Raw genomic sequence first — 26,771 nt, 5'->3', positions numbered from 1 at the left:
GATGAGCAAGGTGACGGATCGCGAGAAGGCCCTCGAGGCCGCTCTCGCCCAGATCGACAAGCAGTTCGGCAAGGGTTCCGTCATGCGGCTGGGGGACCAGACCCAGGCACCCGTCGAGGTCATCCCCACGGGCTCGGTGGCCATGGATGTGGCCCTGGGCATCGGCGGCCTGCCGCGCGGCCGCGTGGTGGAGATCTACGGCCCGGAGTCCTCGGGCAAGACCACCCTGGCCCTGCACGCGGTGGCCAACGCGCAGCGCAACGGCGGCATCGCGGCCTTCATCGACGCGGAGCACGCCCTGGACCCGGTCTACGCCCGCCAGCTCGGGGTGGACACGGACGCCCTGCTGGTCAGCCAGCCGGACACCGGCGAGCAGGCCCTGGAGATCATGGACATGCTCGTCTCCTCGGGCACCCTGGACATCGTCGTCATCGACTCCGTGGCCGCGCTGACCCCGCGCGCCGAGATCGAGGGCGAGATGGGCGACTCCCACGTCGGCCTGCAGGCCCGCCTCATGTCCCAGGCGCTGCGCAAGGTGACCGGCCGCCTGCACCAGACCAAGACCACGGCCATCTTCATCAACCAGCTGCGCGAGAAGATCGGCGTGTTCTTCGGCTCCCCGGAGACCACCACGGGCGGCAAGGCGCTCAAGTTCTATGCGTCCGTGCGCATCGACGTCCGCCGCATCGAGACCCTCAAGGAGGCCGGCAACCCCGTCGGCAACCGCACCCGCGTGAAGATCGTCAAGAACAAGATGGCCCCGCCCTTCAAGCAGGCCGAGTTCGACATCCTCTACGGGGTCGGCATCTCCCGCGAGGGCGGCCTGATCGACATGGGTGTCGAGGAGGGCATCGTCAAGAAGTCCGGCGCGTGGTTCACCTATGACGGGGACCAGCTCGGGCAGGGCAAGGAGAACGCCCGTCGCTTCCTCCGGGACAACCCGGACCTCGCCAACGAGATCGAGGAGCGCATCCTCACGAAGCTCGGCATCGGCGTGGCCCCGGAGGCCGAGGACGACGAGGCCCCGGCCCTGACCGCGGTTCCGGGGGACACCGCGGCCGGATGACCCGATCGCGCCGGAACGTCGGAGGCGGGGCCGCCCACCGGTCGGAGACGGCCGGCCGGAGCGGCTCCGCCCCCGGTGTGTCCGCGTTCGACGACGCGCGCGACACCGACGCCGCCCGGATGTGGCTCGAGCTGGCGGGTGTGCCCGAGGCCGACGGGCCGGTCGAGGAGAGGAACGCGGGCACGGCGTCGCCCGCGGTCCCGCCGGATAACCCGGTCGATCGCAGCCTCGCCGCGGCGGGGAACGCCCCTGCGTCAGCGCCGTCCGGTCCTGTCCCAGCGCGGGCCGAGGCCGAGGCACCGGACCTGGGCTCGCTCTTGGGCCGTGCGAGCGACCTGCCCAGCCCCTCGCCCGGCGCCGCCGCGCGCGTGCTGCCGTGGTCGACGGACGCACGACCCGCGCGTGACGGGGGCGGTGCCCCGTCCGGGCCGAGGCGTGTGCGCCGTCGGAATGCCCGGCCGTCCGCCGCGGATGCCGCGTCCACCCCTGAGGAGGCCCGGCCGCGCCGTCGCCCGGGGCCCGCGCCCCTGCCGGCCGACCCGCAGGAGCGGGAGGAGGCCGCCCGGGAGGTCGTCCTGCGGCAGCTCGCCCTGGGACCGCGGTCCCGCGGCCAGCTCGAGGCCAAGCTCACCGAGCGCGAGGCCGAGCCCGCGCTCATCGCCCGGGTCCTGGACCGGTTCGAGGAGGTCCGGCTCGTGGACGACGTCGCATTCGCCGAGGTCTGGGTCCGCAGCCGCCACCGGTCCAAGGGACTGGCCCGGCGGGCCATCGGCCACGAGCTGCGGCAGAAGGGTGTGGACCGGGACGTCGCGGCCGAGGCGCTCGAGGCCATCGACGGGGAGGACGAGCGTGCCGCCGCCCTTGAGCTCGTCCGCCGCCGCCTGCGCGGCCGCCGGGTCCCCGCCGGCAACGGACCGGACGCGCGCGCAGAGCGGGACAAGGTGACCCGGCGCCTCGTGGGCATGCTGGGGCGCAAGGGGTATGGAGGAGGGCTCGCTTTCGCAGTCGTCCGGGAGGCACTTCAGGAGCAGGGATGACGAGGTGTTCCTCCGGCAAGACCGCGTCGACGGACGCCGAGGCGCCGCCTGGCCGTTACGATGACCGCCATGCTCGCAATGCCAGACGTCACCGCGCTGCCCGGCCCCACAGGACTGGTCGTCGAAGCGCTGGTGCGTGACGTCCCGTCTCCCCGGGGCCTCGTCGTATTCCTCCCCGGAGCGCTCTCGCCCAAACGTGAGGACCGTTCCATGCCGGTGTTCCACCGCTGGTCGTGGGCTGAGGACCTGCCGGACTTCGCGGTCCTGACCATCGCGGACCCCGCACTCCGCCAGGACGCGGAGCTCGACGGGGCCTGGTTCATCCATCCCGAGGTGGACGTGGTCCGCGAGATCGCGGCCGTGGTCCTCGAACATGCCCGGGAACGTGGACTCGGCCGGGACAAGATCCTGTTCTACGGATCCTCGTTGGGTGGTTTCGGTGCGCTCGCCGCCGCCGCCGCCGCCCGGGCCCGTGCGGTGGCTGAAGTGCCTCAGATCGACTTCCGCGGCTGGCTCCCCGGCGCCGTACGGGCCGTCGAGAAGCGCATCCTCGGGATGACGGTCACCGAGTATCGACGCCACCACCCCGAGCGGGTGGACGTCTGGTCCCGGTTCCTCTTCGAGCGGTACGTCCCACCGTTCACCATGATCTCCAATGAGGCGGACCGGTGCTTCCCCCAGCAGCTGAAGTTGATCAGCACGATCCGTTCGAGCACGCTCTACCGCGCGGAGAACGCCGACCTTCTGGTGACGGCACGCACTCACGAGCATCAGACCCTCCAACGCGCAGTGGCGTTGCGCGCCATCAAGGCAGCGCTGCCGACGGAAGGCTGAGGTCTCACCCGGCGGGTATCACCCGATTCCGCCTCGATCGGCCGGTGGACGTCTTGACACTCCCTCTGTCACGGACGACGCCGTCCAGGGGCTTCTGCCGGCTTCGACACCGCTGACGCCGGATCCCCGTCGCCTGCCACGAGCGGGGCGTCCGCGCAACGTCTGATCGGCGGCGGGCCCCGCGCCCCGCCCGAGGTTCCTAGATGTTGTGGGTCATGAGGTTCTTGGCACGGGGGCCGGGCTGAGATGAGACGAGTGGGCCTCTGCCGCAGGATGGAAGTTCCTACACCACCCATCCGCGCAAAGAGACCCACTCATGACTCACGCTCATGCACCCCTGACTCCCACCGGCCGTCTCAGGATGGTCCAACGCCACCTGAACGACGGGATCCCACAAGCGCACGTGGCCGCCGAGTTCCGGGTCGCACGTCCCACGGTGGCCACCTGGGTGGCGCGCTACCACGCCGAGGGCGAGGCCGGGCTGCTGACCGGCCCAGGCGTCCGCGCCGTTCACCTGCCCAGCTCGACCCCGGGGTGGTGGCTCAGATCCAGACCCTGCCTCGCAGGGAGAAGTGCTCGGCCCGCCGGATCCATCACCACCTCGTCTCCGAGGGCCACCGGGTGTGTCTTCGTGCCGTGGGACGGTGGCTGCACCGGGCCGGGCTCTGCCGGCTACGGGACCTGACCCCGGCCGGGGAAGACCCTGCGCCAGCAGCCGGCCCAGAGGATCACCGCGAGGGGGCCGGGGCACAGGGTGCACCTGACGTGAAGAAGATCGGGAAGATCCCTGACGGGGGCGGCTGGCGTGCTCACGGACGGGACTGCGAGAACGCGCGAGCAGCCACGCGCGGGCCTGGCCGGCGGGTCGGCTACACCTGCCTGCACTCGGCGATCGACGGGTTCACCCGCCTGGGCTACACCGAGGCGTTGGAGGATGAGCGGACGGTGACCACGATCGGGTTCTTCTGCCGGGCGCGGGCGTTCTTCGCCGCCCACGGCATCCGGATCGACAGGGTGGTCACGGACATCGGGAACGACTACCGGGCTGCGGAGTTCACCCGGAAGGTGGTCTCGCTCGGGGGCCGGCACCACCGGATCCGCCCCTACACCCCGCGCCATAACGGGAAGGTCGAGCGGTACAACCGGCTGATGGTCGATGAGGTCCTCCACGCCCGCCCGTCTACCTCAGAGACGGCTCGGCGTGAGGCCCTGCAGGTGTGGGTGAACCACGACAACTACCATCGGCCTCATACCTGATGCGGGGACGCCCCGCCGGCCTCACTGGCCCCGGCCCGAGTCAACAACGTCATGCCCTCCTACACCTAGGGGCACTCGGGCCTTCCGCCGCCGACGAGTTGTCTTGAAGCGAGCTGGCTGCAGGTGCGTTGTCTGCGGAGTATCTGAAACGCTCTGAGCAATGTACAAGGGGAACCGGGATGCTTCTATCCAGGGAGTCACACGACGTTGACAGCTTCCACACGTTTTAACTTCTGTATCATCGCACCAATGAATGTGGCCATCTATGGATCGTGTGTCTCTCGAGACGTCCTCCGCGTCCACCCCGTGGCCCCGGTCGCGGCATACGCGGCGAGGTCGTCCTGGGTCTCCGCCCTGACCCCGCCCGTGGCGGAGCCGGACGCAGACATCGGACTTGCCTCGGACTTCCAGGCGCGCATGGTGCGGGACGACTTCGCATCCACCGCGCCCGCCGCACTCGACGCAGGGGATGCCCTGTTGCTCGATCTCACCGACGAGCGCTTCGGCGTGATCGAGTACGGGGGGGGCTTCATCACTCCGTCCAATGAGTTCCGCCGTTCGGCGTGGAACGACGTCGTGGTGGGGCGACGGATCCCCTTCGCCTCGGACGAGCACGTCGCCCTGTTCCGAGAACTGGCCCCCCGCATGAAGGAGAGGCTGCGCGGCCGACGCGCCTGGGTCCTGCGTGCACGCTTCGCCGACGTCACTGACACCGGCGAGTCCGTGTGCCGCTCCGACGGACGATCCGGTGACCAGTGGCAGGTCGCCTTCGCGCCCTACTTCGCGGTGCTGGAAGAGCTGGGGCTGCCGATCCTCGACGTGCCGGACGAACTGGCCGTGGCCTCCAAGGACCACCTCTGGGGCGCAGCGGCCATGCACTATGCGGACCCGTTCTATGCCTGGGTCGCCGACCGGCTCACCGATGCCCCCACGATCGACTGATCGGCGGCGGGCCCCGCGCCGCGCCCGGAGTTCCTAGAATGGTGCGGTGACTCTGACGGACCCCACCCCCCGCACCACCCCGCTCGCGCAGGACGGCGCCGCCGCGCGCCCGCACGAGGGTCTGACCTATGAGGTCCGCACCTTCGGCTGCCAGATGAACGTGCACGACTCCGAGCGCATCTCCGGCCTGCTCGAGTCCACCGGCTACGTCCCGGTCGCCGAGGACGCCCAGGCCGACCTCGTGGTCTTCAACACGTGCGCGGTCCGTGAGAACGCGGACAACCGCCTGTACGGCAACCTCGGCAACCTGCGTGCGGTGAAGGACGCGCACCCGGGCATGCAGATCGCCGTCGGCGGGTGCCTCGCCCAGAAGGACCAGGCCGCCATCCAGCGCAGGGCCCCGTGGGTGGACGTCGTCTTCGGAACCCACAACATCGGCTCCCTGCCCGTGCTGCTGGAGCGCTCGCGCCACAACGCCGAGGCCGAGATCGAGATCCTCGAGTCGCTCGAGGTGTTCCCCTCCACCCTGCCCACCAAGCGCGACTCCACCCACTCCGGCTGGGTGTCCATCTCCGTGGGCTGCAACAACACGTGCACGTTCTGCATCGTCCCGTCGCTGCGCGGCAAGGAGAAGGACCGCCGCCCCGGGGAGATCCTCGCCGAGGTGCAGGCGCTCGTCGACGCCGGCGCCGTCGAGGTCACGCTGCTGGGCCAGAACGTGAACACCTACGGCGTCGAGTTCGGCGACCGCGGCGCGTTCGCCAAGCTGCTGCGCGCGTGCGGGGAGATCGAGGGCCTCGAACGCGTCCGCTTCACCAGCCCCCACCCGGCCGCGTTCACGGACGACGTCATCGACGCGATGGCCGAGACCCCCAACGTCATGCCGCAGCTGCACATGCCCCTGCAGTCGGGCTCGGACAAGGTGCTCAAGGACATGCGCCGCTCCTACCGGTCCGCGAAGTTCCTGCGGATCCTGGAGAAGGTGCGCGAGCGCATCCCGCACGCCGCCATCACCACGGACATCATCGTCGGCTTCCCCGGGGAGACCGAGGAGGACTTCGCCGAGACGATGCGCGTGGTCGAGGCCTCCCGCTTCTCCTCCGCGTTCACCTTCCAGTACTCCATCCGCCCCGGGACCCCCGCCGGGGAGATGGACCACCAGGTGCCCAAGGCCGTCGTCCAGGAGCGCTTCGAGCGCCTCGTGGCCCTGCAGGACCGGATCTCGGCCGAGGAGATGGCCACGCTCGTCGGCACCCGCCAGGAGCTGCTCGTCACCGCCGACTCCGGCTCCAAGGCCGCGGAGCGCGGCCGCCTGTCCGGGCGCGCACCCGACAACCGGCTCGTGCACTTCTCCGTGCCCGCCGGCGCCGAGACCCCCCGCCCCGGCGACTTCGTCACCGTGACGGTCACCGAGGCCCACCCGTTCTTCGCCGTCGCCGACCCGACCGCACAGGACTACGTCCTGCGCCGCTCCCGCGCCGGCGATGCGTGGGACCGCGCCCAGGCCGAGTCGTGCGGCGCCCCGGCCCCCGGCACGGCGGGCGGCTCCGGTGCCACGAGCCTCGGCATGCCGACCCTGCGCCCGCGGTCCTGATGCCCGCCGCCGCGGCCCGGCCGCCCGTCGTCGCCGTCGTCGGGGCGACGGCGACGGGCAAGTCCGCCCTCGCCGTCGCCCTGGCGCACGCGCTGGACGGCGAGGTGGTCAACGGGGATGCCCTGCAGTTCTACCGGGGGATGGACGTGGGCACGGCGAAGGTCACCCCGGCTGAACGCGAGGGCGTCCCGCACCATCTGCTGGACGTGCTCGACGTCGGCCAGGAGGCCTCGGTGGCGGCCTTCCAGTCCGCGGCCCGCGACCTGTTCGACCAGATCCGCGCGCGGGGTCGGACCCCGATCCTCGTGGGCGGCTCCGGGCTGTACGTGCGGGCGGCGCTGGACGTGCTCGAGTTCCCGCCCACGGACCCGGCGCTGCGGTCCGAGCTGGAGGCGCGCGCGCAGCGGGAGGGCCTGGCCGGGCTGAGGGCCGAGCTGGCCGCCCTGGACCCGGTCTCGGCGGAGCGGCTGCAGGACGCCCGCCGCATCGTGCGCGCACTGGAGGTGTGCCGGCTGACGGGCCGTCCGTTCTCCGCGTTCATGCCGGAGCGCACGTACGCCCCGGAGGTCGCCCCCGTGGTGCAGCTCGGCCTGCGCCTGGACCGGGCCGAGCTGCACCAGCGGATCGCGGCCCGGGTGGAGCGCATGCTGGCCGGGGGCCTGCTGGACGAGGTCCGCCGCCTCGACGTCCCCGGGTCGGAGGGGCTGCGGCAGGGGCCGACCGCGTCCCGCGCGATCGGCTACGCCCAGATGCTCGCCGTCCTCGACGGCGAGCTCACCGAGGCGGAGGCGGCCGAGCAGACCGTCGTGGCCACGCGCCGGTTCGCCCGACGCCAGGAGACCTGGTTCCGGGCCGACCCACGCGTCGTCTGGCTCGACGCGCAGGGCGAGGACATCGTGGCGGAGGCGCTCGCCGTCGTCGCCGGGACGCCACCTAGACTGGGCCCATGACCGAGCAGCCCGCGGCGCCCGCCGCCCAGGACCCCCTCCACGCGAGCGCGCCGCGCGTGCCGTTCACGAAGGGCCATGGCACGGGCAACGACTTCGTGCTGATCGCCGACCCGGACGGCAACACGCAGCTCGACGCCCAGCGCGTCGCACGGCTGGCTGACCGGCACCGGGGGATCGGCGCCGACGGCGTCATCCGCGCCGTGCGGTCCGCGCGTCTGCCGGAGGGTGAGGCGCTGCTCGCCGAGCACCCCGAGGCCGAGTGGTTCATGGACTACCGCAACGGCGACGGCTCGATCGCCGAGATGTGCGGCAACGGGGTGCGCGTCTTCGTGCACTTCCTGGTCGAGAAGGGCCTCGTGGACCTGGCCCCCGGCCGGGCGATCACCATCGGCACGCGCGCCGGTGTGAAGGCCGTGACCCGGCTCGAGCACGGCTACGCGATCGACATGGGCCCCTGGTCGTACCTCGACCCCGAGCTGGCGGAGGAGGCGGCGTCGGACTCGATGGTCCTCGCCCACGGCCTCACCGATCCGCGTCCGGCGCTGAGCATCTCGATGGGCAACCCCCACACCGTGGTCCCGCTGGCCTCCTTCGCCGACCTGCAGGGTCTGGACCTGGGCCGCGCCCCCGAGGTGGACCCCGCCCCGCCGCACGGCACGAACGTCGAGTTCGTGGCCGCGCACGAGCCGCTCGTGCGCGAGGGCGTCGGGCGCGTGCGGATGCGCGTGCACGAGCGCGGGGTGGGCGAGACCCAGTCCTGTGGGACGGGCGCGTGCGCGGCGGCTGTGGCGATGCGCGCGTGGTCGGGCGACCAGGGCTCGGACTCGTGGCTCGTCGAGGTGCCCGGTGGCGTGCTGGCCGTGGATGTCGTGCCGGGTCCGGAGGGGACCGAGCACGTGGTCCTCTCCGGCCCGGCCGAGCTGGTCTTCGACGGCGAACTCACCGCCTGACCGCTGTCGTTCGGGAAACGGCGGGCCACGAACCGCTGTCGTTCGGGAAACGGCGCCTCAGCGCGCCCGCGCCACCCGCAGGATCCGGAAGCCCTTGACGCTGTCCGCCCGCTCCGCGGTGAACCGGCCGGGCGCGCGCTCCTCGAGCATCCGGCCGATCCACGGCAGCAGCGAGTCCGCGCCGAGGTTCTTCTGCACCACCAGCCAGGCCTCGCCGCCGGGGGCCAGGCGTGGCAGCCACCGCTCCAGCAGGGCGTGCAGCGCCGGCTTGCCGATCCGGATGGGCGGGTTGGACCAGATGAGGTCGAACTCCGCGCCCTCGGGGACGTCCTCCGGCCGCAGTGCCACGACATTGCCGAGGCCCAGGGCCGCGGCGTTGTCGCGGGTCAGCTGCAGCGAGCGGTCGTTGACCTCGACGGCGGTCACCTCCGCCTCGGGCGACCGCAGCGCCAGCGTGAGGGCGACCGGCCCCCAGCCCGCGCCGACGTCGAGGAACCGGCCCCTCGCCGGCGGCGCGGGCACGGCCGAGAACAGGGCCGCGGTGCCCTTGTCCAGACCGTCCGGGGAGAAGATCCCGTTGGCCGTCTGGACCTCGACGTCGCGGCCGGCCAGGCGTGTCCGCACGGTGCGGCGCCGCTCGGGTGCGGAGGGGTCGGCGTCGAAGTAGTGGGATGCGGAGCTCACGGCGACCATGGTAGCCAGCGGGTCGTGGCGGCCCTCAGCCCGATGCCGGCCCGGCCAGGTCCGCGAGGATCGCGCGCACTGCGTCGCGCCCGGCGCGGTTGGCCCCGACCGTGGACTGGGAGGGCCCGTAGCCGAGCAGGAACAGGCGCGGCTCGTCCAGGGCGCGCCCGCCCGCCACGCGGATGCCGCCGGCGGGCGTGCGCAGCCGCAGGGGAGCGAGGTGCCGGATCGCCGGCCGGAAGCCGGTGGCCCAGAGGATCACGTCCGCCGGTTCGAACGAGCCGTCGGGCATCCGCACCCCGTCCGGCTCGACGGCCGTGAACATGGGGTGGCGCACCAGCACGCCTCGTGTCTCGGCCTCGCGCACCCAGGACGAGCGGTGCATCCCGGTCGCCTCGACCACGGAGCCCGGCGGCAGGCCCGCACGGGTCCGTTCGTCCACCCCGCGCACCGACTCGGCCAGGGCGCCGGGCGCGGCCGAGTCCTGCCACTGCGGCTCGCGGCGGGTCACCCACAGGGTGTCCGCGACCGTGGAGGTCTCGGCCAGCAGCTGCGTCGCCGAGACGCCCATGCCCACGATCACCACCCGCTGCCCGGCGAACTCGTCCTTGGACACGTAGTCATGGGTGTGCAGCTGCCGGCCGCGGAACGAGCGCATCCCGGGCACCGAGGGCCACCGCGGGGACGTCCAGGTGCCGGTCGCGTTGACCACGAAGTCCGCCCGCCACGTGCCCGGCGCCCCGTCCGTGCGGACGAAGAACCCGCGCGCACGTCCCGGCTCGCCGATCCGCTCGACGCGCCTCACGCGCACGGGCCGCCGGATCGGCAGGGCGAACCGTGCCTCGTAGTCCGCGAAGTAGGCCGGCAGCAGGGCGTTGGCGCGCGCGGCCGGGTCGGCCGGCGGCACCGGGTCGCCGGGCAGCTCGTGGATGTGGTTGACGGTGGCCATCGTGAGCGAGTCCCAGCGGTGCTGCCAGGCCCCGCCCGGGGCGGTCTCCGCGTCGAGCACCACGAACGTGCCGGGGGCGTCCTCGGGGACGCCGGCGGCGCCGTCGTCGTTCGGAGTCAGCCCCACGAAGCCGCGGCGGCGCAGGTGGTAGGCGGCGGACAGCCCCGCCTGGCCCGCGCCCATCACGACGACGGTCGCCCGGCCCGTCCGGCCGGGCTGCGGCGGGGCAGGGGAGGGGGACGCGGTCATGCCCGCAGGATACGTGCGCGTCGTCAGCGGACCGGGCGCCGGGGCCCCTGTCGCCCACACGCGCCGCCCGGTACACTCGACGCCCATGTGGATCTTCCTGCGCTGACGCCCCCGCGTCACTGCCCGCCCCCGCCCCCTCGCGCGCCCGCCTCGGATGAGGCCGTCGAGCGCGCCCCGGCACCTGATGGAGATCCCACCATGGACGATGTGGTCCGCCCCTGCACGCCCGCCGACGAGACCTCGTGGCTGCGGTGCCGCGTGCTCACCTTCCTCCCGCGAATGGAGCCGCCGCGAGATCGTCGCAGCGCGGCGCCGACCCCTGCCCACACGGCCGTGCGCGTCACCCGCCACGTCCGCCCCCTGCGGACAGCTGCCTAACGCGTCCGCGCACCCCTCTACCCTGAGACCATCGGGCCGCCCGACCGCGGCGGCCCAGAGGAGACCATGACTGAGAAGAACCAGCACACCCCCGGCCCCCAGGGCGCCCACGGCTCCGAGGACGAGATCCAGGCCGTGATCGACCGCATCCTGGCCGCCGATGACGCTCGCCGCGCCTCCGAGCGCGAGGTGACCGGGCGCGGCTCCGCGGACAGCGCGGCCGCGGACCACGAGGGCGCCCCCGACGACGGGACCCCGGATCGCTCCGGCGCGCTCGCGGGCCGCGCACTCGCCCTGGACGAGGGCGAGGACGGCCACACGGATGCCGACGGCGACCAGGACGAGCTCGCCGCGCGCCACTCCCTCAAGCGCGTGCAGGGCCTGTCCACCGAGCTCGAGGACATGACCGAGGTCGAGTACCGCCAGCTGCGCCTGGAGCGCGTGGTGCTGGCGGGGGTCTGGACCGAGGGCTCCGCGGAGGACGCGGAGAACTCCCTGCGGGAGCTGGCCGCGCTCGCCGAGACCGCGGGCTCGGAGGTGCTCGACGGCGTCATCCAGCGCCGCGCCACCCCGGACCCGGCCACATTCCTCGGCAAGGGCAAGGCGCAGGAGCTCGCCGAGATCGTGGCGCTCTCCGGCGCGGACACCGTGGTGGTGGACTCCGAGCTCGCCCCGTCTCAGCGCCGCGCGCTGGAGGATGTGGTGCGGGTGAAGGTGATCGACCGGACCGCGCTGATCCTGGACATCTTCGCCCAGCACGCGAGTTCGCGTGAGGGCCGCGCCCAGGTCGAGCTCGCGCAGCTCGAGTACCTGCTGCCGCGCCTGCGCGGCTGGGGCGAGTCCATGTCCCGGCAGGCCGGCGGCCGTGCCGCCGCCGGCGAGGGCATCGGCTCCCGTGGCCCCGGCGAGACCAAGATCGAGCTGGACCGCCGCCGCATCCGCACCCGCATGGCGAAGCTGCGCCGGGACATCGCCGGGATGAAGCCGGCCCGCGAGGCCAAGCGCGCCAACCGTCGTCGCAACCGGGTGCCGTCCGTGGCGATCGCCGGGTACACCAACGCCGGGAAGTCCTCCCTGCTCAACCGCCTCACCCACGCCGGGGTGCTCGTGGAGAACGCCCTGTTCGCCACGCTGGACCCCACCGTGCGCAAGGCCATGACGCCGGACGGCATCGGCTACACCCTCTCGGACACGGTCGGCTTCGTGCGGAACCTGCCCACGCAGCTGGTCGAGGCGTTCCGCTCCACCCTCGAGGAGGTCGCGGACGCGGACGTCATCCTGCACGTCGTGGACGGCTCGCACCCGGACCCCGAGGGCCAGATCGCCGCGGTGCGCTCCGTGTTCGCGGAGGTGGACGCGCACCGGATCCCCGAGATCATCGTGCTGAACAAGGCGGACGCCGCGGACCCGGCCGTCATCGCCCGGATCCGGGCCAAGGAGCCCCACGCCGTGGTGGTCTCCGCGCGCACCGGCGAGGGCATCGACGAGCTCGAGCGCGCCATCGCGGCCACCATCCCGCGGCCTGACGTGCGGCTCGAACTGCTGATCCCGTTCACCCGGGGTGAGCTGGTCTCCCGCCTCCACTCGGCGGACGCGGAGATCCTGGCCGAGGGCTACGAGGAGGGCGGCACCCGCCTGTCCGTGCTGGTCCGTGAGGACATCGCGCCGGACTTCGCCGAGTTCGTCGTGGAGGCGGACGCGTCGTGAGCGACGGGGCGAAGGAAGCCGGGGCGGGCGGCGCGCAGCCACTCACGGAGCACGAGCGCGAGGCGCTGCGCCTGCTGGACGCCGCGGTGCAGGCCACCGGCGGCCAGCACCGCGCGGGCCAGCGGGAGATGGTGCTGCAGGTGGCGCGCGCCCTCGAGTCGCGCCGCCACCTGCTCGTGCAGGCCGGCACCGGCACCGGCAAGTCCCTGGCCTACCTGATCCCCGCGCTCCAGCACGCGATGACGCAGGAGGACCCCGTCGTCGTCGCCACGGCCACGCTCGCGCTGCAGGCCCAGATCATGAAGCGGGACGCCCCTCGGCTGGTCGAGGCGCTCAAGGACGAGCTGCCTCGCGAGCCCGTCGTCGCCCTGGTCAAGGGCCGCTCCAACTACCTGTGCCGCCACAAGGTGGACGGCGGCTACCCCGGGGATGAGGGCGAGGAAGCCCTCTTCACGGTCGCCGACGACGGCGGGGTGATCGGCTCCGCCACGGACGGCGCCGCCGGGCCCTCCTCCCTGTTGGGCAAGGAGGTCATGTACCTGCGGGCGTGGGCGGACCAGACCGAGACCGGGGACCGCGACGACCTCGAGGTCCCCGTCACCGACCGCGCGTGGCGGCAGGTCTCCGTCTCCGCAGTCGACTGCCTCGGCGCGTCCCGCTGCCCCCAGGCCGAGGAGTGCTTCTCCGAGCGGGCCCGCGCGGACGCGGCGGACGCGGACGTCGTGGTCACCAACCACGCGATGCTCGCCATCAGCGCCTTCGAGGGGCTCGCGGTCCTGCCGGCGTACTCGGCCGTCGTCGTGGACGAGGCCCACGAGCTGCAGGACCGGGTGACCGGTGCGGTCACCGGGCAGCTGTCCGGGTCGATCGTGCACGGCGCGGCCACCTCGCTGCGCCGCCACACCACCGTGGCCGTCGAGGATCTGATCGAGGCCGGGGCGGCCCTGGACCGCGCGTTCACGGACACCCCGTCCGGCCTGATCGCCGCGGGCCCGGACGAGGTGCAGGAGCAGGCCCTCACCGGCGTCCTCATGGCCGCGCGTCAGTGCCTGTCCGACCTCGGCCAGGACAAGGACAAGGAGGCCGACGCCGACGGCGGACGGCAGATGGCGCGCTCGCGGATCCTCGAGGTCCTCGAGGTGGTGGAGCGCATGCTCGCCGCCCGGCCCGAGGCCGACTTCCCCGAGGTGCTGTGGGCCACCCGCCCCGGCCACTTCGAGCCCGGCGTGGGCTGGCAGCCGGGGGACGAGACCGACCCGCCCCAGCTCTACGTGGCCCCGCTCTCGGTGGCCGGCAAGCTGCGGGAGGGCCTGTTCGGCAAGGCGACGACGGTGCTCACCTCCGCCACGCTCACCGTGGGCTCGGGGGAGCGCCGGTTCGACTCGGTGGCCGGCGACGTGGGCCTGGCCGGCCCGGACGCCCCGAAGTTCGAGGCCCTCGACGTCGGCAGCCCCTTCGACTACCCGCGTCAGGGGGTGCTCTACGTGGCCCGGCACCTGCCCCGGCCCGGCCGCACGGCCTCGCCCGAGTCCCTCGATGAGCTCGAGGCGCTCCTGAGGGCGTCGCGGGGTGGGGCCCTCGGCCTGTTCTCCTCGCGCCGGGCGGCCGAGGACGCCGCCGCCGAGATGCGCCGTCGGCTCGGGCCGAAGACCACGATCCTGTGCCAGGGGGACGCGACCCTCTCCGCCCTCGTGCGCCAGTTCTCCGAGGAGCCGGACACGTCCCTGTTCGGGACCATGAGCCTGTGGCAGGGCGTGGACGTGCCGGGGAACTCGCTGCGGCTCGTGGTGATCGACCGCATCCCGTTCCCGCGGCCGGACGACCCGCTCTCCCAGGCCCGCACCCGGGACGTCGCCCGGCACGGCGGCAACGGGTTCATGCGGATCTCCGCCACGCATGCGGCCGTGCGCATGGCCCAGGGCGCCGGGCGCCTCGTGCGCTCCGTGACGGACCGCGGCGTGGTGGCCGTGCTGGACCCCCGCCTGGCCACCGAGCGGTACGGCGGCTACATCACGAGCGCCCTGCCGGACTTCTGGCGCACCACGGACCGCGACGTCGTCCGCGGGGTGCTGGCACGGCTCGCCTCGGGCGATTGACCTCGCTCGGCCTCGGGCCGTCGGCCCGGCCGGAGGGAGCCGGTCAGAGCGAACGCAGGACCGTGACGACCCGCCCCATCACGGTGGCGTGATCGCCGAGGATGGGCTCGTAGGCCGTGTTCTGGGGGAGGAGCCAGGTGTGCCCGTCACGGCGGCGGAAGGTCTTCACGGTGGCCTCGTCGTCGAGGAGGGCCGCGACGATGTCGCCGTTCTCCGCCGTCTCCTGCCGGCGCACCACCACCCAGTCGCCGTCGCAGATCGCGGCGTCCACCATCGAGTCACCCGTGACACGCAGCATGAACAGCTCGCCCTCGCCCGTGAGGCGTCGCGGGATCGCCATGACGTCCTCGACCTGCTGCTCGGCCAGGACGGGGCCGCCCGCCGCGATGCGGCCGACCCAGGGGACCGGCACGCTGTCCGCCTCGTCCGTGCCGGTGTGCCACGCGGGGATCGTGGAGACCTGCGACGACGGCGCAGCGGCGGGGGAGGCGGCCTCGCCCAGCGGGGTGCCGTCCACGTCGAGCAGCACCTCGAGGGCACGCGGGCGTCCGGGGTCGCGCCGGATGTAGCCGTGCCGCTCGAGACGGCCCAGCTGGTGCGTGACGGAGGAGAGCGAGGCCAGGCCCGCGGCGTCGCCGATCTCGCGCATGGAGGGCGGGTAGCCGTGGTCGGCGATCGCGTCCCGGATGGTCTGCACGATCCGCCGCTGGCGGTCGGTGAGCGGCGCGCGCGCCGCCGGCTGATCGTCGGTGGTGCTCATGGCTGCCGTCCGTTCTCCCGGGGTGATGGTGGCCGGACTCGTGTTCCGGCGTCCGGCTGCCGTCCGGACGCTTACCGTGTCCGCCCCCGCTGGTTGCCTGTGTCCTGGCGATCCCCGGGGGCGTTCCGGGGCGTCCGTGCATGGCCTCGAGCCTAGAGGAGAGCCGCCTCTCCTTCAAAGATATGTTCGATCTCGTCGTGGCATGTCTCGAACACCTGTGCTAGAAAGGCATTCGAACGGATTCGAACACATGTTCGATCACCTGGAGGGCATCCGCCCCGGAGGAGGACACCATGACGCTCACCACCGCCCAGTTCGCCGGCTCGCCCGCGACGGCGCGGCCGCGTCCGGCCACCATCCGTCTGACCCGCCGCGGCCGCCTCGTGCTGCGGGGGATCCCCGTGATCGCCGCGGCCGTGGCCGCCACGCTGGCGGCCGCCTTCTTCCTGGGTGTGCTGCTGTCGCCCGCCGCGGTGTCCGCGGACACCGCGGGGCCCGCCACCCAGTCCGTCACGGTCATGCCCGGGGACAGCCTGTGGACCATCGCCACCACGGTGGCTCCGCAGGCGGACGTCTACGAGGTGATCGCCACGATCGACGAGCTCAACGGACTCGAGGGCCGGGCCCCCGCCCCGGGCGAGGAGCTGTTCGTCCCGGCCACGCGGTGACGCACGGCGGGCCTCGCCCTCCACGCTTCCTAGACTGGCGGCCATGACCGACCTCAGCTCTCTGCCCCTGCGCGAGAACCTCCGCGGCCTGAGCCCCTACGGCGCCCCCCAGCTGGACGTGCCGTACATGCTCAACACCAACGAGAACACGCACCCGGTGCCGGAGGAGGTCGCCACCGCCATCGCCGAGCGGGTCGCGGCCGTCGCCGGGGGGCTGAACCGCTACCCGGACCGCGAGTTCACGGGGCTGCGACGCGCGCTCGCCGGCTACCTCGGCCACGGCCTCACGGCGGACCACGTGTGGGCCGGCAACGGCTCCAACGAGATCCTGCAGCAGATCCTCCAGGCCTTCGGCGGCCCCGGGCGGACACTGCTGAGCTTCCTGCCCTCGTACTCCATGTACCCGCTGCTGGCCGGCGGCACGGACACCGTGTTCGTGGACGGCGGCCGCGCCGAAGACCACACCCTCAGCGCCGAGCACGCGGCGGCCATGGTGCGGGAGCACCGTCCGCACGTCGTCTTCCTGGCCTCCCCCAACAACCCGACGGGCACCGCCCTGGACCTGGCGACCATCGAGGCCGTGTACGCCGCGCAGGCGCAGAACGAGGCCGCCGGCGGGCCCGGCGCCATGGTCGTCGTGGACGAGGCCTACGCGGAGTTCGCCCTCGCCGGCACCCGCTCCGCCCTCACCCTCCTGCCCGGCCGGGAGCGGCTGATCGTCACGCGCACCATGTCCAAGGCGTTCGCCCTGGCCGGCGCGCGCCTGGGCTACCTGGCCGCGGACCCCGCCGTCACCGACGCCCTGCGCCTGGTGCGCCTGCCGTACCACCTCTCCGCGGTCACGCAGGCCACGGCGGAGGCTGCTCTCGACCACGTGGACGCGCTGCTGCGCACCGTGGAGGACATCAAGGCCCAGCGCGACCGCATCGTCTCCACCCTGCGCGGCCTGGGACTGAGGCCCTCGGTGTCCGACTCGAACTTCGTCTTCTTCGGTCACCTCGAGGACGCCTCCGACGTGTGGCGCCGCCTGCTCGACCGCGGCGTCCTCGTGCGGGACGTCGGCATCCCGCACCACCTGCGCGTCACCGCCGGCACCGAGGCGGAGACGACGGCGTTCCTCACCGCTCTCGCGGAGGTCCTCGGCGAGACCGGGGACCGGTCCTGAGGCGTCACCGGAGTCTCGGCGTCCGCCCGGCTCCCTAGGATAGGGACAGCGCGCGCGGCGCCCCGGCCCGCCGGCACCGGCCGCGCGCACCCGCATCCCCCCGCACCCGTCCCGGACCGGTGCGGACCCAGCCCGAGGAGGACCCGTGGCAGCCGAGCTGATCTCCGGACGCCGTGCGCGCATGACGCGCACCACGAGCGAGTCGGACGTGTACGTCGAGATGGATCTGGACGGCACCGGCCGCGCTGAGATCTCCACCACCGTGCCGTTCTACGACCACATGCTCACCGCGCTGTCCCGGCACTCCCAGATCGACCTGACGGTCCGTGCCACCGGGGACACGCACATCGACGTGCACCACACGGTCGAGGACGTCGCCATCACCCTGGGCGAGGTGCTCAAGACCGCGCTCGGGGACAAGTCCGGCATCCGCCGCTTCGGCGAGGCGTCCGTGCCGCTGGACGAGGCGCTGGCGCGCGCCGTCGTCGACGTCTCCGGCCGGCCGTACCTCGTGCACGAGGGCGAGCCCGAGGGCCAGCAGTACCACCTCATCGGCGGGCACTTCACCGGTTCCATGACCCGCCATGTGTTCGAGTCGATCACGTACCACGCGGCGATCTGCCTCCACATGGACGTCGTGCGGGGCCGGGATCCGCACCACATCGTCGAGGCGCAGTTCAAGGCCTTCGCCCGCGCCCTGCGCGCCGCCGTCGAGGACGACCCCCGCATGACCGGCGTGCCCTCCACCAAGGGCGCCCTCTGATGGCCCGCCCCACCACCGTCCCCGGTGTGCGGCCGCGCGTCGCCGTCCTGGACTACGGCTCGGGCAACGTGCACTCGGCGCTGCGTGCCGTGGAGCGGGCCGGCGCGGAGGTCGAGCTCACGCGCGATCCGCAGGCCGTGCAGGAGGCCGACGGGCTGCTCGTGCCCGGCGTCGGGGCGTACGCGTCCGTGATGCGGGCACTGACCGAGGTCGGCGGCACCCGCTGGATCGGCCGCCGCGTGGCCGGGGGCCGACCCGTCCTCGGCATCTGCGTGGGCCACCAGATCCTCTTCGACGCCGGCGTCGAGCACGGTGAGCGCACCGCGGGCATGGGGGAGTGGCCGGGTGTCGTCGCCGAGCTGCCCGCCGAGGTCCTGCCCCACATGGGCTGGAACACCGTCCGGCCGCCCGAGGGCAGCGCCCTCTTCGCGGGCATCGAGGACGAGCGGTTCTACTTCGTCCACTCCTACGGCGTGCTCGACTGGGAGTTCGACCAGACGATCTCCGCCATGCGTCCGCCCCAGGTCACCTGGGCGCACCACGGCGCGGACTTCATCGCCGCCGTGGAGAACGGCCCCCTGTCCGCCACGCAGTTCCACCCCGAGAAGTCCGGGGATGCCGGGCTGCAGCTCCTGCGCAACTGGCTGGAGACCCTCTGATGCCCTACTGGTCCGTCCTGTACCTCGCCCTCGGCGGGCTGCTGCTCGGCGCCGCCTGGTCCATGCGCACGCAGAAGGCGCCGCTGTGGGCCATCGTGATCGTCCTCGTGCTGGCCGGCATGGCCATCGCCGCCTCCTTCCTGACCGTCGGCGCCTGATCGCGCCGGCCGCCCCACCCGAGAGGAACCCCATGACCCCGAACGCCCCCGCACTCGAGCTGCTGCCCGCCGTCGACGTCCAGGACGGCCAGGCCGTCCGCCTCGTCCAGGGCGAGGCCGGCAGCGCCACCTCGTACGGCGACCCGTTGACCGCCGCCCTGGACTGGCAGCGCGCCGGCGCGGAGTGGATCCACCTCGTGGACCTGGACGCGGCCTTCGGTCGCGGTGACAACCGCGAGGTCATGCGCCGTGTGGTGGAGGAGATCGGCGTGAAGATCGAGCTGTCCGGTGGCATCCGCGACGACGCATCGCTCGAGAACGCCCTCGAGATGGGTGCGGCGCGGGTGAACCTGGGCACCGCCGCCCTCGAGGACCCGGACTGGACCGCGCGCGTCATCGAGCGCTTCGGCGACCGGGTCGCCGTGGGCCTCGACGTGCGCGGCACCACGCTCGCCGCCCGTGGCTGGACGAAGGAGGGCGGCGACCTCTGGGAGGTGCTGGACCGCCTCGAGGACGCCGGCTGCGCCCGCTACGTGGTCACCGACGTCACGAAGGACGGCACGCTCAAGGGGCCGAACACGGAGCTGCTGGCCCAGGTCTGCGCGAAGACCGCGAAGCCGGTCGTCGCCTCGGGCGGCATCTCCTCCCTCGAGGACGTCGCCGCGCTCGCCGCCATGACCGGCCAGGGCGTCGAGGGCGCGATCATGGGCAAGGCGCTGTACGCCGGCCGCTTCAGCCTGGAGCAGGCGCTGGCCGTTGCCGGCGGCGCCACGGTGGAGCAGGCGCGCTCCGAGCAGCCCGGCCCGGTCGCCCCGTGACGGGCTCGCACGACGACGGCGGCCTGGCCCGCGACGACGGGCTCGGTCCGATCGACGAGACGGTCGCGGTGCCGCATCCGGCGGCCCGGGAGCTGCCGGGGCACATCCGGGCCGCACTCGACCGCATGCGGGAGAAGACCGCGGGCGAGAACACCGCGGACACCGCGGGCGTCCCGTGGCAGGGCCGTGACCTCTCCGGCCCCGGCGTGGACGGCTCCGCGAACCCGTTGCACGTGTTCGACGAGGACGACGGCACCAGCCCGGCCGAGTGGACCGCCGTCATGTCGGCCCTGACGGACGGCTCCGCCGGTGAGCGGGAGGTGACGGAGGTGCTCGCGCGCATCCGCGTGTTCGCCGCCGTCGTGCCCACCCTTGCCGTGGACGAGGACGACGTCCACGACCACGCCGACCACACCGGTCACGAGCACGACGTCGCGGCGCACGGGGACAAGGCCGCGGACGTGGCCCTCGTGACCATGCGCGCGCCGGACGGCCGGCAGGCGCTGCCGGTGTTCACGAACGTGCCCGCGCTGACGGCGTGGAACCCGGTCGCCCGACCCGTGGCCGTGTGGCTGCCGCGTGCCTGCCTGTCCGCCGTGGACGAGGGCTGTGAGCTCGTCGTCATCGACGCCGGCGCCGAGCACACGTACGTGGTGCGACGCCCGGCCGTGTGGTCGCTCGCCCAGCAGAGGGAGTGGACCCCCGCCTATCGGGACCAGGAGATCGCGGACGAGATCGCCGAGGTCGCCGACCTGGTCCCGAACCTGTTGAACCTGGGCCTCGCACCCGGGTCGGGGGTGGCCACGCACACGGGTTCCGGCGCGGTGATGAACGGAGGCGGGGCCGGGCCCGAGCTGCAGATCGTCGCGATGCCCACCCGGGACGCCGACGCGGCCGGGGTGCGCCTGATGACGGCCACGCTCAAGACCCTCCTGGCAGACCTGCCGCTGCTGGCCGAGCGGGCCGACTCCGTGGAGATCACGGTCCGCCGACCCTGATCGGTCGCCCGGCCTGTCCGGTACCGTTGAGGGGGAGGGGAGGGCCCGTGGTGGCCCCACCCCATCCTGGAGGCCGTGCGCCGCGCGCCGGCCCCATGCCTCCCATCCTCCGAGGAGTACCCATGAGAACCAGAACCTTGACCGGCGTCGCCACCGCGGCGCTGGGCGCGGTGGTGGTGGCCGGTGCCGGCCCCGCCCTCGCGCAGACCACGCTCACCCAGGGCTCGGCGATCACCGCGCCGGCCGGGGCGTGCAGTCTGACCATCGTCGACGACGCCACCGCCTACACCGCGGCCCACTGTGGTGCGGGCCAATGGCAGATCGGCTCGACCGTCCGCGACGTCGACGGCGCCGCGATCGGCACCGTCTCGGCACTGCCCGGCGATTCGGGCGTGGACGCGGTCCGCGTGGCCCTGGCCGACGACGTCGACGTCGTGGGCGACTGGTCCACGCGGCCGGCCTCGTCCATCGGTGTGGGCGAGACCGTCTACACCCACGGCTCGTCCGTGCCGCTGGGCGCGCCGAACACCGTGTCCCACACGCAGACCTTCGAGGCCGCCACGGTCTGCGACGACGCGTACGCGGATCAGGTTGCCCTCGACACCGCCTCGACCTACGCCGGCGACTCGGGCGGGGCCGTCTATGACGCCCAGCAGCGGGTGGTCGGGGTCATCTCGGGCATCGCCCCGGTGACCTTCGACGCCGAGGGCAACGTGGTGGGCTGCGACGCCCAGGCGATGTCCTCGATCATGGTCCCGGTCGAGTCCCTCGACGCGCTGGACGCCTCCGCGGCGCCCGCCGCCGAGACCGCCGCGGCCGCGGAGACCGCCGCGGCCGCGGAGACCGCCGCGGCCGCGGAGACCGCTCCGGCCGCCGAGACCGCCCCGGCGATCGCCGACGTCGCGGGCCCCGTGGCCGACGAGGACCTGCCCACCGGCGGCGAGCCCGCCGTGGACGAGTCCGAGCTGACGGAGTTCACGCCGGCCGAGGAGGAGGCCATCGCGGCCGAGCTCAAGGCCCGCGCCGAGGCTGCCGCGGAGGAGGAGGCCGCCGAGGCGGCCCCCGCTGCTGAGACCCCGGCGGCCGAGGCCGCCGCGCCGGGCGTGACCGACGTCGTGGCCGCGCCCGCCGAGGGTGTCGCCTACGGCACCCAGGTGGTCGCGCAGACCGAACAGGGCGGCTTCGCCTCCGTCACCGTCACGGCCTATGACGCGGACGGCACCGTCCTGGGCCAGGACGGCCTGGACCTCACCGGCGAGTACCGCGCCTGGCTGCCCGTGCCGGCCGAGGTGCCCGCGGGCGGCTCCGTGGTGGTGACCGTGGTCGACGCGGCCGGCGCCGCCACGGACGCCACCGTGACCCTGGGCGGTCAGCTGGTCGGCTGATCGATTCCGCCCCCAACGGCACGACGAGGCCCGGTGATCCCGCACGGATCACCGGGCCTCGTGACGTCCCGGGGCGGCCCCGGCCAGGTGGGGACGCGGTCAGCACAGCCCCTCGAGTCGCCGCCCCAGGCGGGAGAAGATCCGGGTGAGGGACTCCGCCTCGCCCGGCGCCAGGTCGCCGAGGAAGAGCTCGTCCACCTGCCGGGCGTGCTCGATCGCAGCGCGTCGGAAGGCGGACCGGCCCTCGTCGGTGAGGACGGCCTCGAAGCCCCGCCGGTCACAGGCCACCGGGCGGCGGTCGATCAGGCCGCGGGCCACGAGCGTCTTCACCTGGTAGGTGATGCGCGACGGGGAGAAGACCATCCGGGACGCCAGCTCTCCCAGCCGGAGCCGGCCCTCGGGGGACTCGTAGAGGAGCAGCAGCAGGTTGTAGTCGGCCAGCGACATGCCGCAGTCCTGCTTCAGGCGGCGCTCCACCACCTCCGTGAGCATCTGGGTGGCCTCGAAGTAGGCGCGCCAGGCGCGCTTGGGCGGGTCCACCGGGCGGTGCGCCTCCGATGCGGAGCCGAACCAGCCGCCGTCGGGCTCCGCCGGCGCCGCGTCCTGCGCGGCGGGCTCAGGGGCCGGGGTTGAGGAGCTGCTCAAAGGGGGTCACCTCCAGGTCGATGTCCGCGGGCGCGGCGGCGCGTGCCCGCGGGGGGCGGCTCAGGGTGATCTCGGCCAGGTCGCGTCCGGCGGCCCGGATGCGGGACTGCAGCGGGTCGGTCCGCATCGAGGCCTGCACGCCGGCCGCCTCGCCCCAGTCGTCCGAGGCCGCGAAGACCGCGGTCGGCACGATGCGGGCCTTGAGGTAGGCGAACAGCGGCCGCATGGCGGTGTCGATCATGAGCGAGTGGCGGGCGGTGCCGCCGGTGGCGCCGAGGAGCACGGGCACCCCGACGACGGACGTGGGCTCCGCGAGGTCCCAGAAGGACTTGAACAGGCCCGAGTAGGAGGCCTTGTACGTGGGCGAGACCGCGATGACGGCGTCGGCCTGGGCGACCTCGTCCAGGGCGGCGCGCAGGGCCGGGGAGATGGCGAAGGTCACCAGGGCCTGCGCGATGTCCACGGCGAGCTCCCGCAGCGTGATCAGGTGGATCTGCGGGACCACGCCGTGCTCGGAGAGCGCCGCCGAGGCGGACTCCGCCATGCGTTCGGCGAGCATGCGGGTCTGGGACGGGTCCCCGGACCCGCCGGAGACCACGGCGAGGTGCCGGGCCTGCGGCGTGAACGGGGCGGAGGCATCGGGGGCGCCGGGGGTGGTCACTGCGCGGCACCGCCCTTCGCGGCATCGGCGGTGGCGCGCTGCTCGGCGGCCGCCGCGCGGTCGAGCTGGGCCTGCGATCCCTCCTTGCCGCCGGGCACGGGAGCCTCGCCGCGGCGGGCGCGTGCCACGAGGAACTCGTGGGTCGGGGCCGCCGGGACGTCGTCCGGCTTCAGAGCGTCGAACTCCTTGCGCAGCACGGGCAGGACCTCCTCGCCGAAGAGGTCGATCTGCCGCAGGACGGTGTCCGTGGGCAGGCCGGCGTGGTCGATGAGGAACATCTGACGCTGGTAGTCGCCCACCCAGTCGCGGAACGTGAGCGTGCGCTCGATGACCTGCTGCGGCGAGCCGACCGTCAGGGGCGTCATCCTCGAGAAGTCCTCGAGGGACGGGCCGTGGCCGTAGACCGGCGCGTTGTCGAAGTAGGGGCGGAACTCCGCCACGGCGTCCTGCGAGTTCTTCGCCATGTAGGCCTGGCCGCCCAGGGCCACGTACGCCTGATGGGCCTTGCCGTGGCCGTAGTACTCGTAGCGCTGGCGGTACAGGCGCACCATCTGGATGACGTGCTCCTTGTTCCAGAAGATGTTGTTGTGGAAGTAGCCGTCGCCGTAGTAGGCGGCCTGCTCGGCGATCTCGGGGGAGCGGATGGAGCCGTGCCACACGAAGGGGGCGACGCCGTCCAGGGGCTGCGGGGTGAGGGTGAAGTCCTGCAGCGGGGTGCGGTGGTTGCCGCTCCAGTCCACGGTCTCCTCATGCCACAGGCGGTAGAGGAGGTTGTAGTTCTCCACGGCGAGTTGGATGCCCTGGCGGATGTCCTTGCCGAACCACGGGTACACGGGGCCGGTGTTGCCGCGGCCCATCGTCAGGTCCACGCGACCGTCGGCGAGGTGCTGCAGGTACGCGTAGTCCTCGGCCAGACGCACCGGGTCCATGGTGGTGATCAGGGTCGTCGCCGTGGAGAGCTGGAGGGTCTCGGTCTGCGCGGCCAGGTAGGCCAGCAGCGTGGGCGGGTTGCCCGGGGCCACGAAGGGCGGGTTGTGGTGCTGGCCGGTCGCGAACACCTCGAAGCCCGCCTGCTCGGCGTGGCGGGCGATCTTGACGGTGTCCTTGATCCGCTGATGCTCGGTGGGGGCGGTCCCGTTCGTCGGATCGGCGGTGATGTCGCCGATCGTGAAGACGCCGAACTGCATGGTGTGCTCCTCAGTGTGCCCGGGGGCGGGTCTCACGGTGCCGGCCGCGCCGTCGCCGTGTTCTTCAAAAATGAACTATACCGCACAACGAGCCGCCCCGTCCTGAATATTCCGCAGGGCCCGACACGGCAGACTGGTCCCATGAGCCCCGCCTTCGACGCCGGTCGCCTCGCCCACACGGACGTCCTCATCCTGCAGCAGGTGACGAGCTTCCTGTCCAACGACATCCAGGTGACGGACCCGGACGGGCGCACCGTCGTCTCGGTGGTCACTACGGGCGGGGGCCTGGGCCGAATGTTGATGGGGAACCGCAGCTTCGACGTGGTCGACGGTGACGACGGCCGCGTGCTCTTCCGCCTCGCCGACCCGGCCACGTTCGGCCGCGACCGCTTCGCGATCCTGGACGCCGACGGGCTGCCCTTCGCCAACCTCGTCCGCCAGATCGCGTTCCTGCGGACGTCCGTGAACGTCGAGGTCGTGGACGGCACGTGCTTCGCGGTGACCGGCGACCTGTGGGACCACGACTACGCCATGACCGTGGGCCAGCAGCCGATCGCCCGCGTGACCGCGCGGTTCGGAGGCGTCATGAACGCCCTGGCCGGGCGCTCGCGGTACGAGATGCGCCTGGACCCCGGCATGCCGCCCGTGGTGCGCTGCGCCGTGCTCGGCACGGCCATCGCCCTCGACCTGATCCGGGCCAAGGACCGGCGCAGCAACGGCTGAGTCCGCCGAGCGCGCGGCCGTCTCGACGGCGCCTCCGGGGCGTGCCTTGACCCCTCCCGTAGGATTCGACGGTGGACTTCGGAGCGTACGGACGGCTGTTGCAGGACCCTCGGATCCGCCATCTGCTGGCGGTGGGGTTCATCGCCCGCTTCCCGCACACCGCCGCCGGGGTGATCCTCACCCTGCACGTGGCGCTCACGCTGGGCCTGGGCTACGGCCAGGCCGGCCTGGCTGGGGCGGCGATGACGCTGGGCATCGCGGTGGGCTCGCCGTGGCGGGGCCGCGTGGTGGACGCGAAGGGGCTGCGCCGTGCACTGCTGCCCTCCGTGATCGCGGAGGCCGTGATCTGGCCGATCGTCCCGTGGCTGCCGTTCTGGCCGATGCTCCTGGCCGTGTTCCTGGGCGGCGTGTTCTCACTGCCGATCTTCTCCGTCGTCCGGCAGGGACTCGGCGTGCTCACCCACGGCAAGGACCGGCAGACGGCGTTCGCCCTGGACTCCATCGTCACGGAGACGATCTTCATGATGGGCCCGGCGCTGGGCGCCGTCGTCGCGGCCACGTGGTCGAGTGCCCTCGGCCTGACCATCGTCGGCCTCTCCAGCGCGCTGGGCGGCATCCTGCTGATGTGGTTCAACCCGCCGACACGGTCGAGTCAGCTGGCCGTCGTCGGACCGGCGACCGAGGATCCCTACACCGAGGAGCAGGACCGTCAGGAGGCGATCGCCCAGGCGGTGACCGCCGCGCCCATGCACGTGGAGATGGCCGCCCCCAGCCTGGCGACCGGTGCGCTGCCGGCCATCACGGAGGCCATCCCCCTGGTCACCGGGTCGCTGCCCGTCATCGCCGCGGACGGCTCCGGGCCGACGACGGCGCCGCGCCGGGCCCGGGCCGAGCGGCTGCGGCAGTGGCGGCGGACCCACTTCTCCTGGGTCGGGCCGGAGGTGCTCGGTGTGCTCGTGGTGTCGATGGCGGCCGGGATCGTCATGGTCGGCACCGAGGTCTCGATGGTGGCCGAGCTGGAGTCGCAGGGCGCCGCGGCGTCGGTGGGTCTGGTGTACGCGTTCTGGTGCGGCGCCTCCGCCGTGGGCGGGCTCTTCTATGGGGCCTGGGGCCGCCAGGTGCACCCGTACCTGCTGATGGCGCTGTTCGCCGTGGCGACGGTGCCGCTCGCGCTCGTGGACGGGGTGTGGGCGCTCGCGCTGGCCTCGATCCCCTCGGGTCTGCTGACGGCGCCGACCCTGGCCTCGGCCTCGTCCCGGCTCTCGCACCTCGTGGTGGAGGAGCGGCGCGGCGAGGCGATGGGCTTCTACGGCTCGGCCATGACCGCGGGCGCCGCGATGGGCGCCCCGCTGGCCGGCGTGTTCATCGACGGCGTCGCCCCGTCCGCGGGCTACGTGTTCGCGGCGGCCGCGGGCTTCGTGCTCGTGCTGCTGGCCGCCCTGGCGACGGTGGCGCGCGGACGGCGCTCCGCCTGAGCCGGGCCTGCTC

At 73.3% G+C, this 26,771-nt stretch carries 25 protein-coding genes and 1 pseudogene; 20 read left to right on the top strand and 6 right to left on the bottom strand.

Annotation, left to right across the window (positions count from 1 at the left end; translation table 11 throughout):
* Position 1 precedes the first annotated feature (1 nt).
* From recA to dapF, 8 genes and pseudogenes are all read left to right on the top strand, one after another.
* Positions 2-1,066, top strand: coding sequence for a recombinase RecA (recA, locus tag ACUJ8O_RS01325; RefSeq protein WP_070708704.1), 1,065 nt, complete (start codon positions 2-4; stop codon positions 1,064-1,066).
* Positions 1,067-1,503: 437 nt separating this feature from the next.
* Positions 1,504-2,103: a regulatory protein RecX gene (locus tag ACUJ8O_RS01320; RefSeq protein WP_230955743.1), complete on the top strand. Its 600-nt coding sequence runs from the start codon at positions 1,504-1,506 to the stop codon at positions 2,101-2,103.
* Between the two features lie 69 nt (positions 2,104-2,172).
* Positions 2,173-2,937, top strand: a complete 765-nt coding sequence (locus ACUJ8O_RS01315; RefSeq protein ID WP_143739890.1) for a hypothetical protein — start codon at positions 2,173-2,175, stop codon at positions 2,935-2,937.
* A 316-nt stretch (positions 2,938-3,253) separates the two neighbouring features.
* Positions 3,254-4,263, top strand: a pseudogene (locus ACUJ8O_RS01310) (IS481 family transposase).
* Positions 4,264-4,443: 180 nt separating this feature from the next.
* Entirely contained in the window at positions 4,444-5,136 is a 693-nt protein-coding gene (locus tag ACUJ8O_RS01305) for a DUF6270 domain-containing protein (RefSeq protein ID WP_236557952.1), read from the top strand.
* Between the two features lie 46 nt (positions 5,137-5,182).
* A complete protein-coding gene (gene miaB, locus ACUJ8O_RS01300; RefSeq protein WP_396830700.1) occupies positions 5,183-6,730 on the top strand; it encodes a tRNA (N6-isopentenyl adenosine(37)-C2)-methylthiotransferase MiaB in 1,548 nt (515 codons plus the stop codon).
* The gene (gene miaA / locus ACUJ8O_RS01295) at positions 6,730-7,680 is read left to right on the top strand and encodes a tRNA (adenosine(37)-N6)-dimethylallyltransferase MiaA (protein ID WP_036315053.1); all 951 of its coding nucleotides are present in this window, start codon (positions 6,730-6,732) and stop codon (positions 7,678-7,680) included. The genes miaB and miaA overlap by 1 nt, the downstream gene beginning before the upstream one ends.
* Positions 7,677-8,630, top strand: a complete 954-nt coding sequence (gene dapF, locus ACUJ8O_RS01290) for a diaminopimelate epimerase (RefSeq protein ID WP_095695526.1) — start codon at positions 7,677-7,679, stop codon at positions 8,628-8,630. Before miaA ends, dapF begins: the two co-directional genes overlap by 4 nt.
* A 57-nt stretch (positions 8,631-8,687) precedes the next feature.
* On the opposite strand, the gene ACUJ8O_RS01285 is transcribed toward dapF, so the two are convergent.
* Both ACUJ8O_RS01285 and ACUJ8O_RS01280 read right to left on the bottom strand, forming a co-directional pair.
* On the bottom strand, positions 8,688-9,323 hold the full coding sequence (locus ACUJ8O_RS01285; RefSeq protein ID WP_036384239.1) for a class I SAM-dependent methyltransferase: 636 nt from the start codon (positions 9,321-9,323) through the stop codon (positions 8,688-8,690).
* 25 nt (positions 9,324-9,348) lie between these two features.
* A complete protein-coding gene (locus ACUJ8O_RS01280) occupies positions 9,349-10,512 on the bottom strand; it encodes an NAD(P)-binding domain-containing protein (RefSeq protein ID WP_063190300.1) in 1,164 nt (387 codons plus the stop codon).
* A gap of 444 nt (positions 10,513-10,956) precedes the next feature.
* Between ACUJ8O_RS01280 and hflX the strand changes: the two genes are divergently transcribed.
* A complete protein-coding gene (hflX, locus tag ACUJ8O_RS01275) occupies positions 10,957-12,597 on the top strand; it encodes a GTPase HflX (RefSeq protein WP_063190301.1) in 1,641 nt (546 codons plus the stop codon).
* Entirely contained in the window at positions 12,594-14,693 is a 2,100-nt protein-coding gene (locus ACUJ8O_RS01270) for an ATP-dependent DNA helicase (RefSeq protein WP_063190302.1), read from the top strand. Before hflX ends, ACUJ8O_RS01270 begins: the two co-directional genes overlap by 4 nt.
* Positions 14,694-14,736: 43 nt before the next feature.
* On the opposite strand, the gene lexA is transcribed toward ACUJ8O_RS01270, so the two are convergent.
* The gene (gene lexA, locus ACUJ8O_RS01265) at positions 14,737-15,453 is read right to left on the bottom strand and encodes a transcriptional repressor LexA (RefSeq protein ID WP_063190303.1); all 717 of its coding nucleotides are present in this window, start codon (positions 15,451-15,453) and stop codon (positions 14,737-14,739) included.
* 293 nt (positions 15,454-15,746) lie between these two features.
* Between lexA and ACUJ8O_RS01260 the strand changes: the two genes are divergently transcribed.
* From ACUJ8O_RS01260 to ACUJ8O_RS01225, 8 genes are all read left to right on the top strand, one after another.
* On the top strand, positions 15,747-16,121 hold the full coding sequence (locus ACUJ8O_RS01260) for a peptidoglycan-binding protein LysM (RefSeq protein ID WP_445373077.1): 375 nt from the start codon (positions 15,747-15,749) through the stop codon (positions 16,119-16,121).
* A 43-nt stretch (positions 16,122-16,164) separates the two neighbouring features.
* Entirely contained in the window at positions 16,165-17,286 is a 1,122-nt protein-coding gene (locus ACUJ8O_RS01255; RefSeq protein ID WP_445373076.1) for a histidinol-phosphate transaminase, read from the top strand.
* A 181-nt stretch (positions 17,287-17,467) separates the two neighbouring features.
* Entirely contained in the window at positions 17,468-18,049 is a 582-nt protein-coding gene (gene hisB, locus ACUJ8O_RS01250; RefSeq protein WP_152743305.1) for an imidazoleglycerol-phosphate dehydratase HisB, read from the top strand.
* Entirely contained in the window at positions 18,049-18,708 is a 660-nt protein-coding gene (gene hisH, locus ACUJ8O_RS01245) for an imidazole glycerol phosphate synthase subunit HisH (RefSeq protein WP_101965584.1), read from the top strand. The genes hisB and hisH overlap by 1 nt, the downstream gene beginning before the upstream one ends.
* Positions 18,708-18,866, top strand: coding sequence for a hypothetical protein (locus tag ACUJ8O_RS01240; protein ID WP_004167696.1), 159 nt, complete (start codon positions 18,708-18,710; stop codon positions 18,864-18,866). Before hisH ends, ACUJ8O_RS01240 begins: the two co-directional genes overlap by 1 nt.
* A 32-nt stretch (positions 18,867-18,898) precedes the next feature.
* The gene (gene priA / locus ACUJ8O_RS01235) at positions 18,899-19,684 is read left to right on the top strand and encodes a bifunctional 1-(5-phosphoribosyl)-5-((5-phosphoribosylamino)methylideneamino)imidazole-4-carboxamide isomerase/phosphoribosylanthranilate isomerase PriA (RefSeq protein ID WP_098093230.1); all 786 of its coding nucleotides are present in this window, start codon (positions 18,899-18,901) and stop codon (positions 19,682-19,684) included.
* A complete protein-coding gene (locus tag ACUJ8O_RS01230; protein ID WP_020628148.1) occupies positions 19,681-20,682 on the top strand; it encodes an SseB family protein in 1,002 nt (333 codons plus the stop codon). The genes priA and ACUJ8O_RS01230 overlap by 4 nt, the downstream gene beginning before the upstream one ends.
* Positions 20,683-20,804: 122 nt before the next feature.
* Positions 20,805-22,067, top strand: a complete 1,263-nt coding sequence (locus tag ACUJ8O_RS01225; protein WP_445373075.1) for a trypsin-like serine protease — start codon at positions 20,805-20,807, stop codon at positions 22,065-22,067.
* A gap of 99 nt (positions 22,068-22,166) precedes the next feature.
* On the opposite strand, the gene ACUJ8O_RS01220 is transcribed toward ACUJ8O_RS01225, so the two are convergent.
* From ACUJ8O_RS01220 to ACUJ8O_RS01210, 3 genes are read right to left on the bottom strand one after another with little or no spacing between them, the layout of a single operon-like run.
* Positions 22,167-22,712, bottom strand: a complete 546-nt coding sequence (locus ACUJ8O_RS01220; RefSeq protein ID WP_020628146.1) for a MarR family winged helix-turn-helix transcriptional regulator — start codon at positions 22,710-22,712, stop codon at positions 22,167-22,169.
* On the bottom strand, positions 22,684-23,373 hold the full coding sequence (locus ACUJ8O_RS01215; protein WP_020628145.1) for an FMN reductase: 690 nt from the start codon (positions 23,371-23,373) through the stop codon (positions 22,684-22,686). The genes ACUJ8O_RS01220 and ACUJ8O_RS01215 overlap by 29 nt, the downstream gene beginning before the upstream one ends.
* Positions 23,370-24,560 (bottom strand): LLM class flavin-dependent oxidoreductase, encoded by a 1,191-nt coding sequence (locus tag ACUJ8O_RS01210; protein ID WP_036313995.1) that lies wholly within the window; start codon positions 24,558-24,560, stop codon positions 23,370-23,372. Before ACUJ8O_RS01210 ends, ACUJ8O_RS01215 begins: the two co-directional genes overlap by 4 nt.
* Before the next feature lie 141 nt (positions 24,561-24,701).
* Here ACUJ8O_RS01210 and ACUJ8O_RS01205 point away from each other — a divergent pair, with 141 nt between their 5' ends.
* Both ACUJ8O_RS01205 and ACUJ8O_RS01200 read left to right on the top strand, forming a co-directional pair.
* Positions 24,702-25,283: an LURP-one-related/scramblase family protein gene (locus ACUJ8O_RS01205; RefSeq protein ID WP_036339093.1), complete on the top strand. Its 582-nt coding sequence runs from the start codon at positions 24,702-24,704 to the stop codon at positions 25,281-25,283.
* Between the two features lie 71 nt (positions 25,284-25,354).
* A complete protein-coding gene (locus ACUJ8O_RS01200) occupies positions 25,355-26,758 on the top strand; it encodes an MFS transporter (RefSeq protein ID WP_230282202.1) in 1,404 nt (467 codons plus the stop codon).
* Positions 26,759-26,771 lie beyond the last annotated feature (13 nt).

This window comes from Micrococcus sp. EWR3.9.1 (assembly GCF_052615555.1).
The sequence above is the reverse complement of the archived record's forward strand: the minus strand, read 5'-3'. Positions and strand labels throughout refer to the sequence as shown.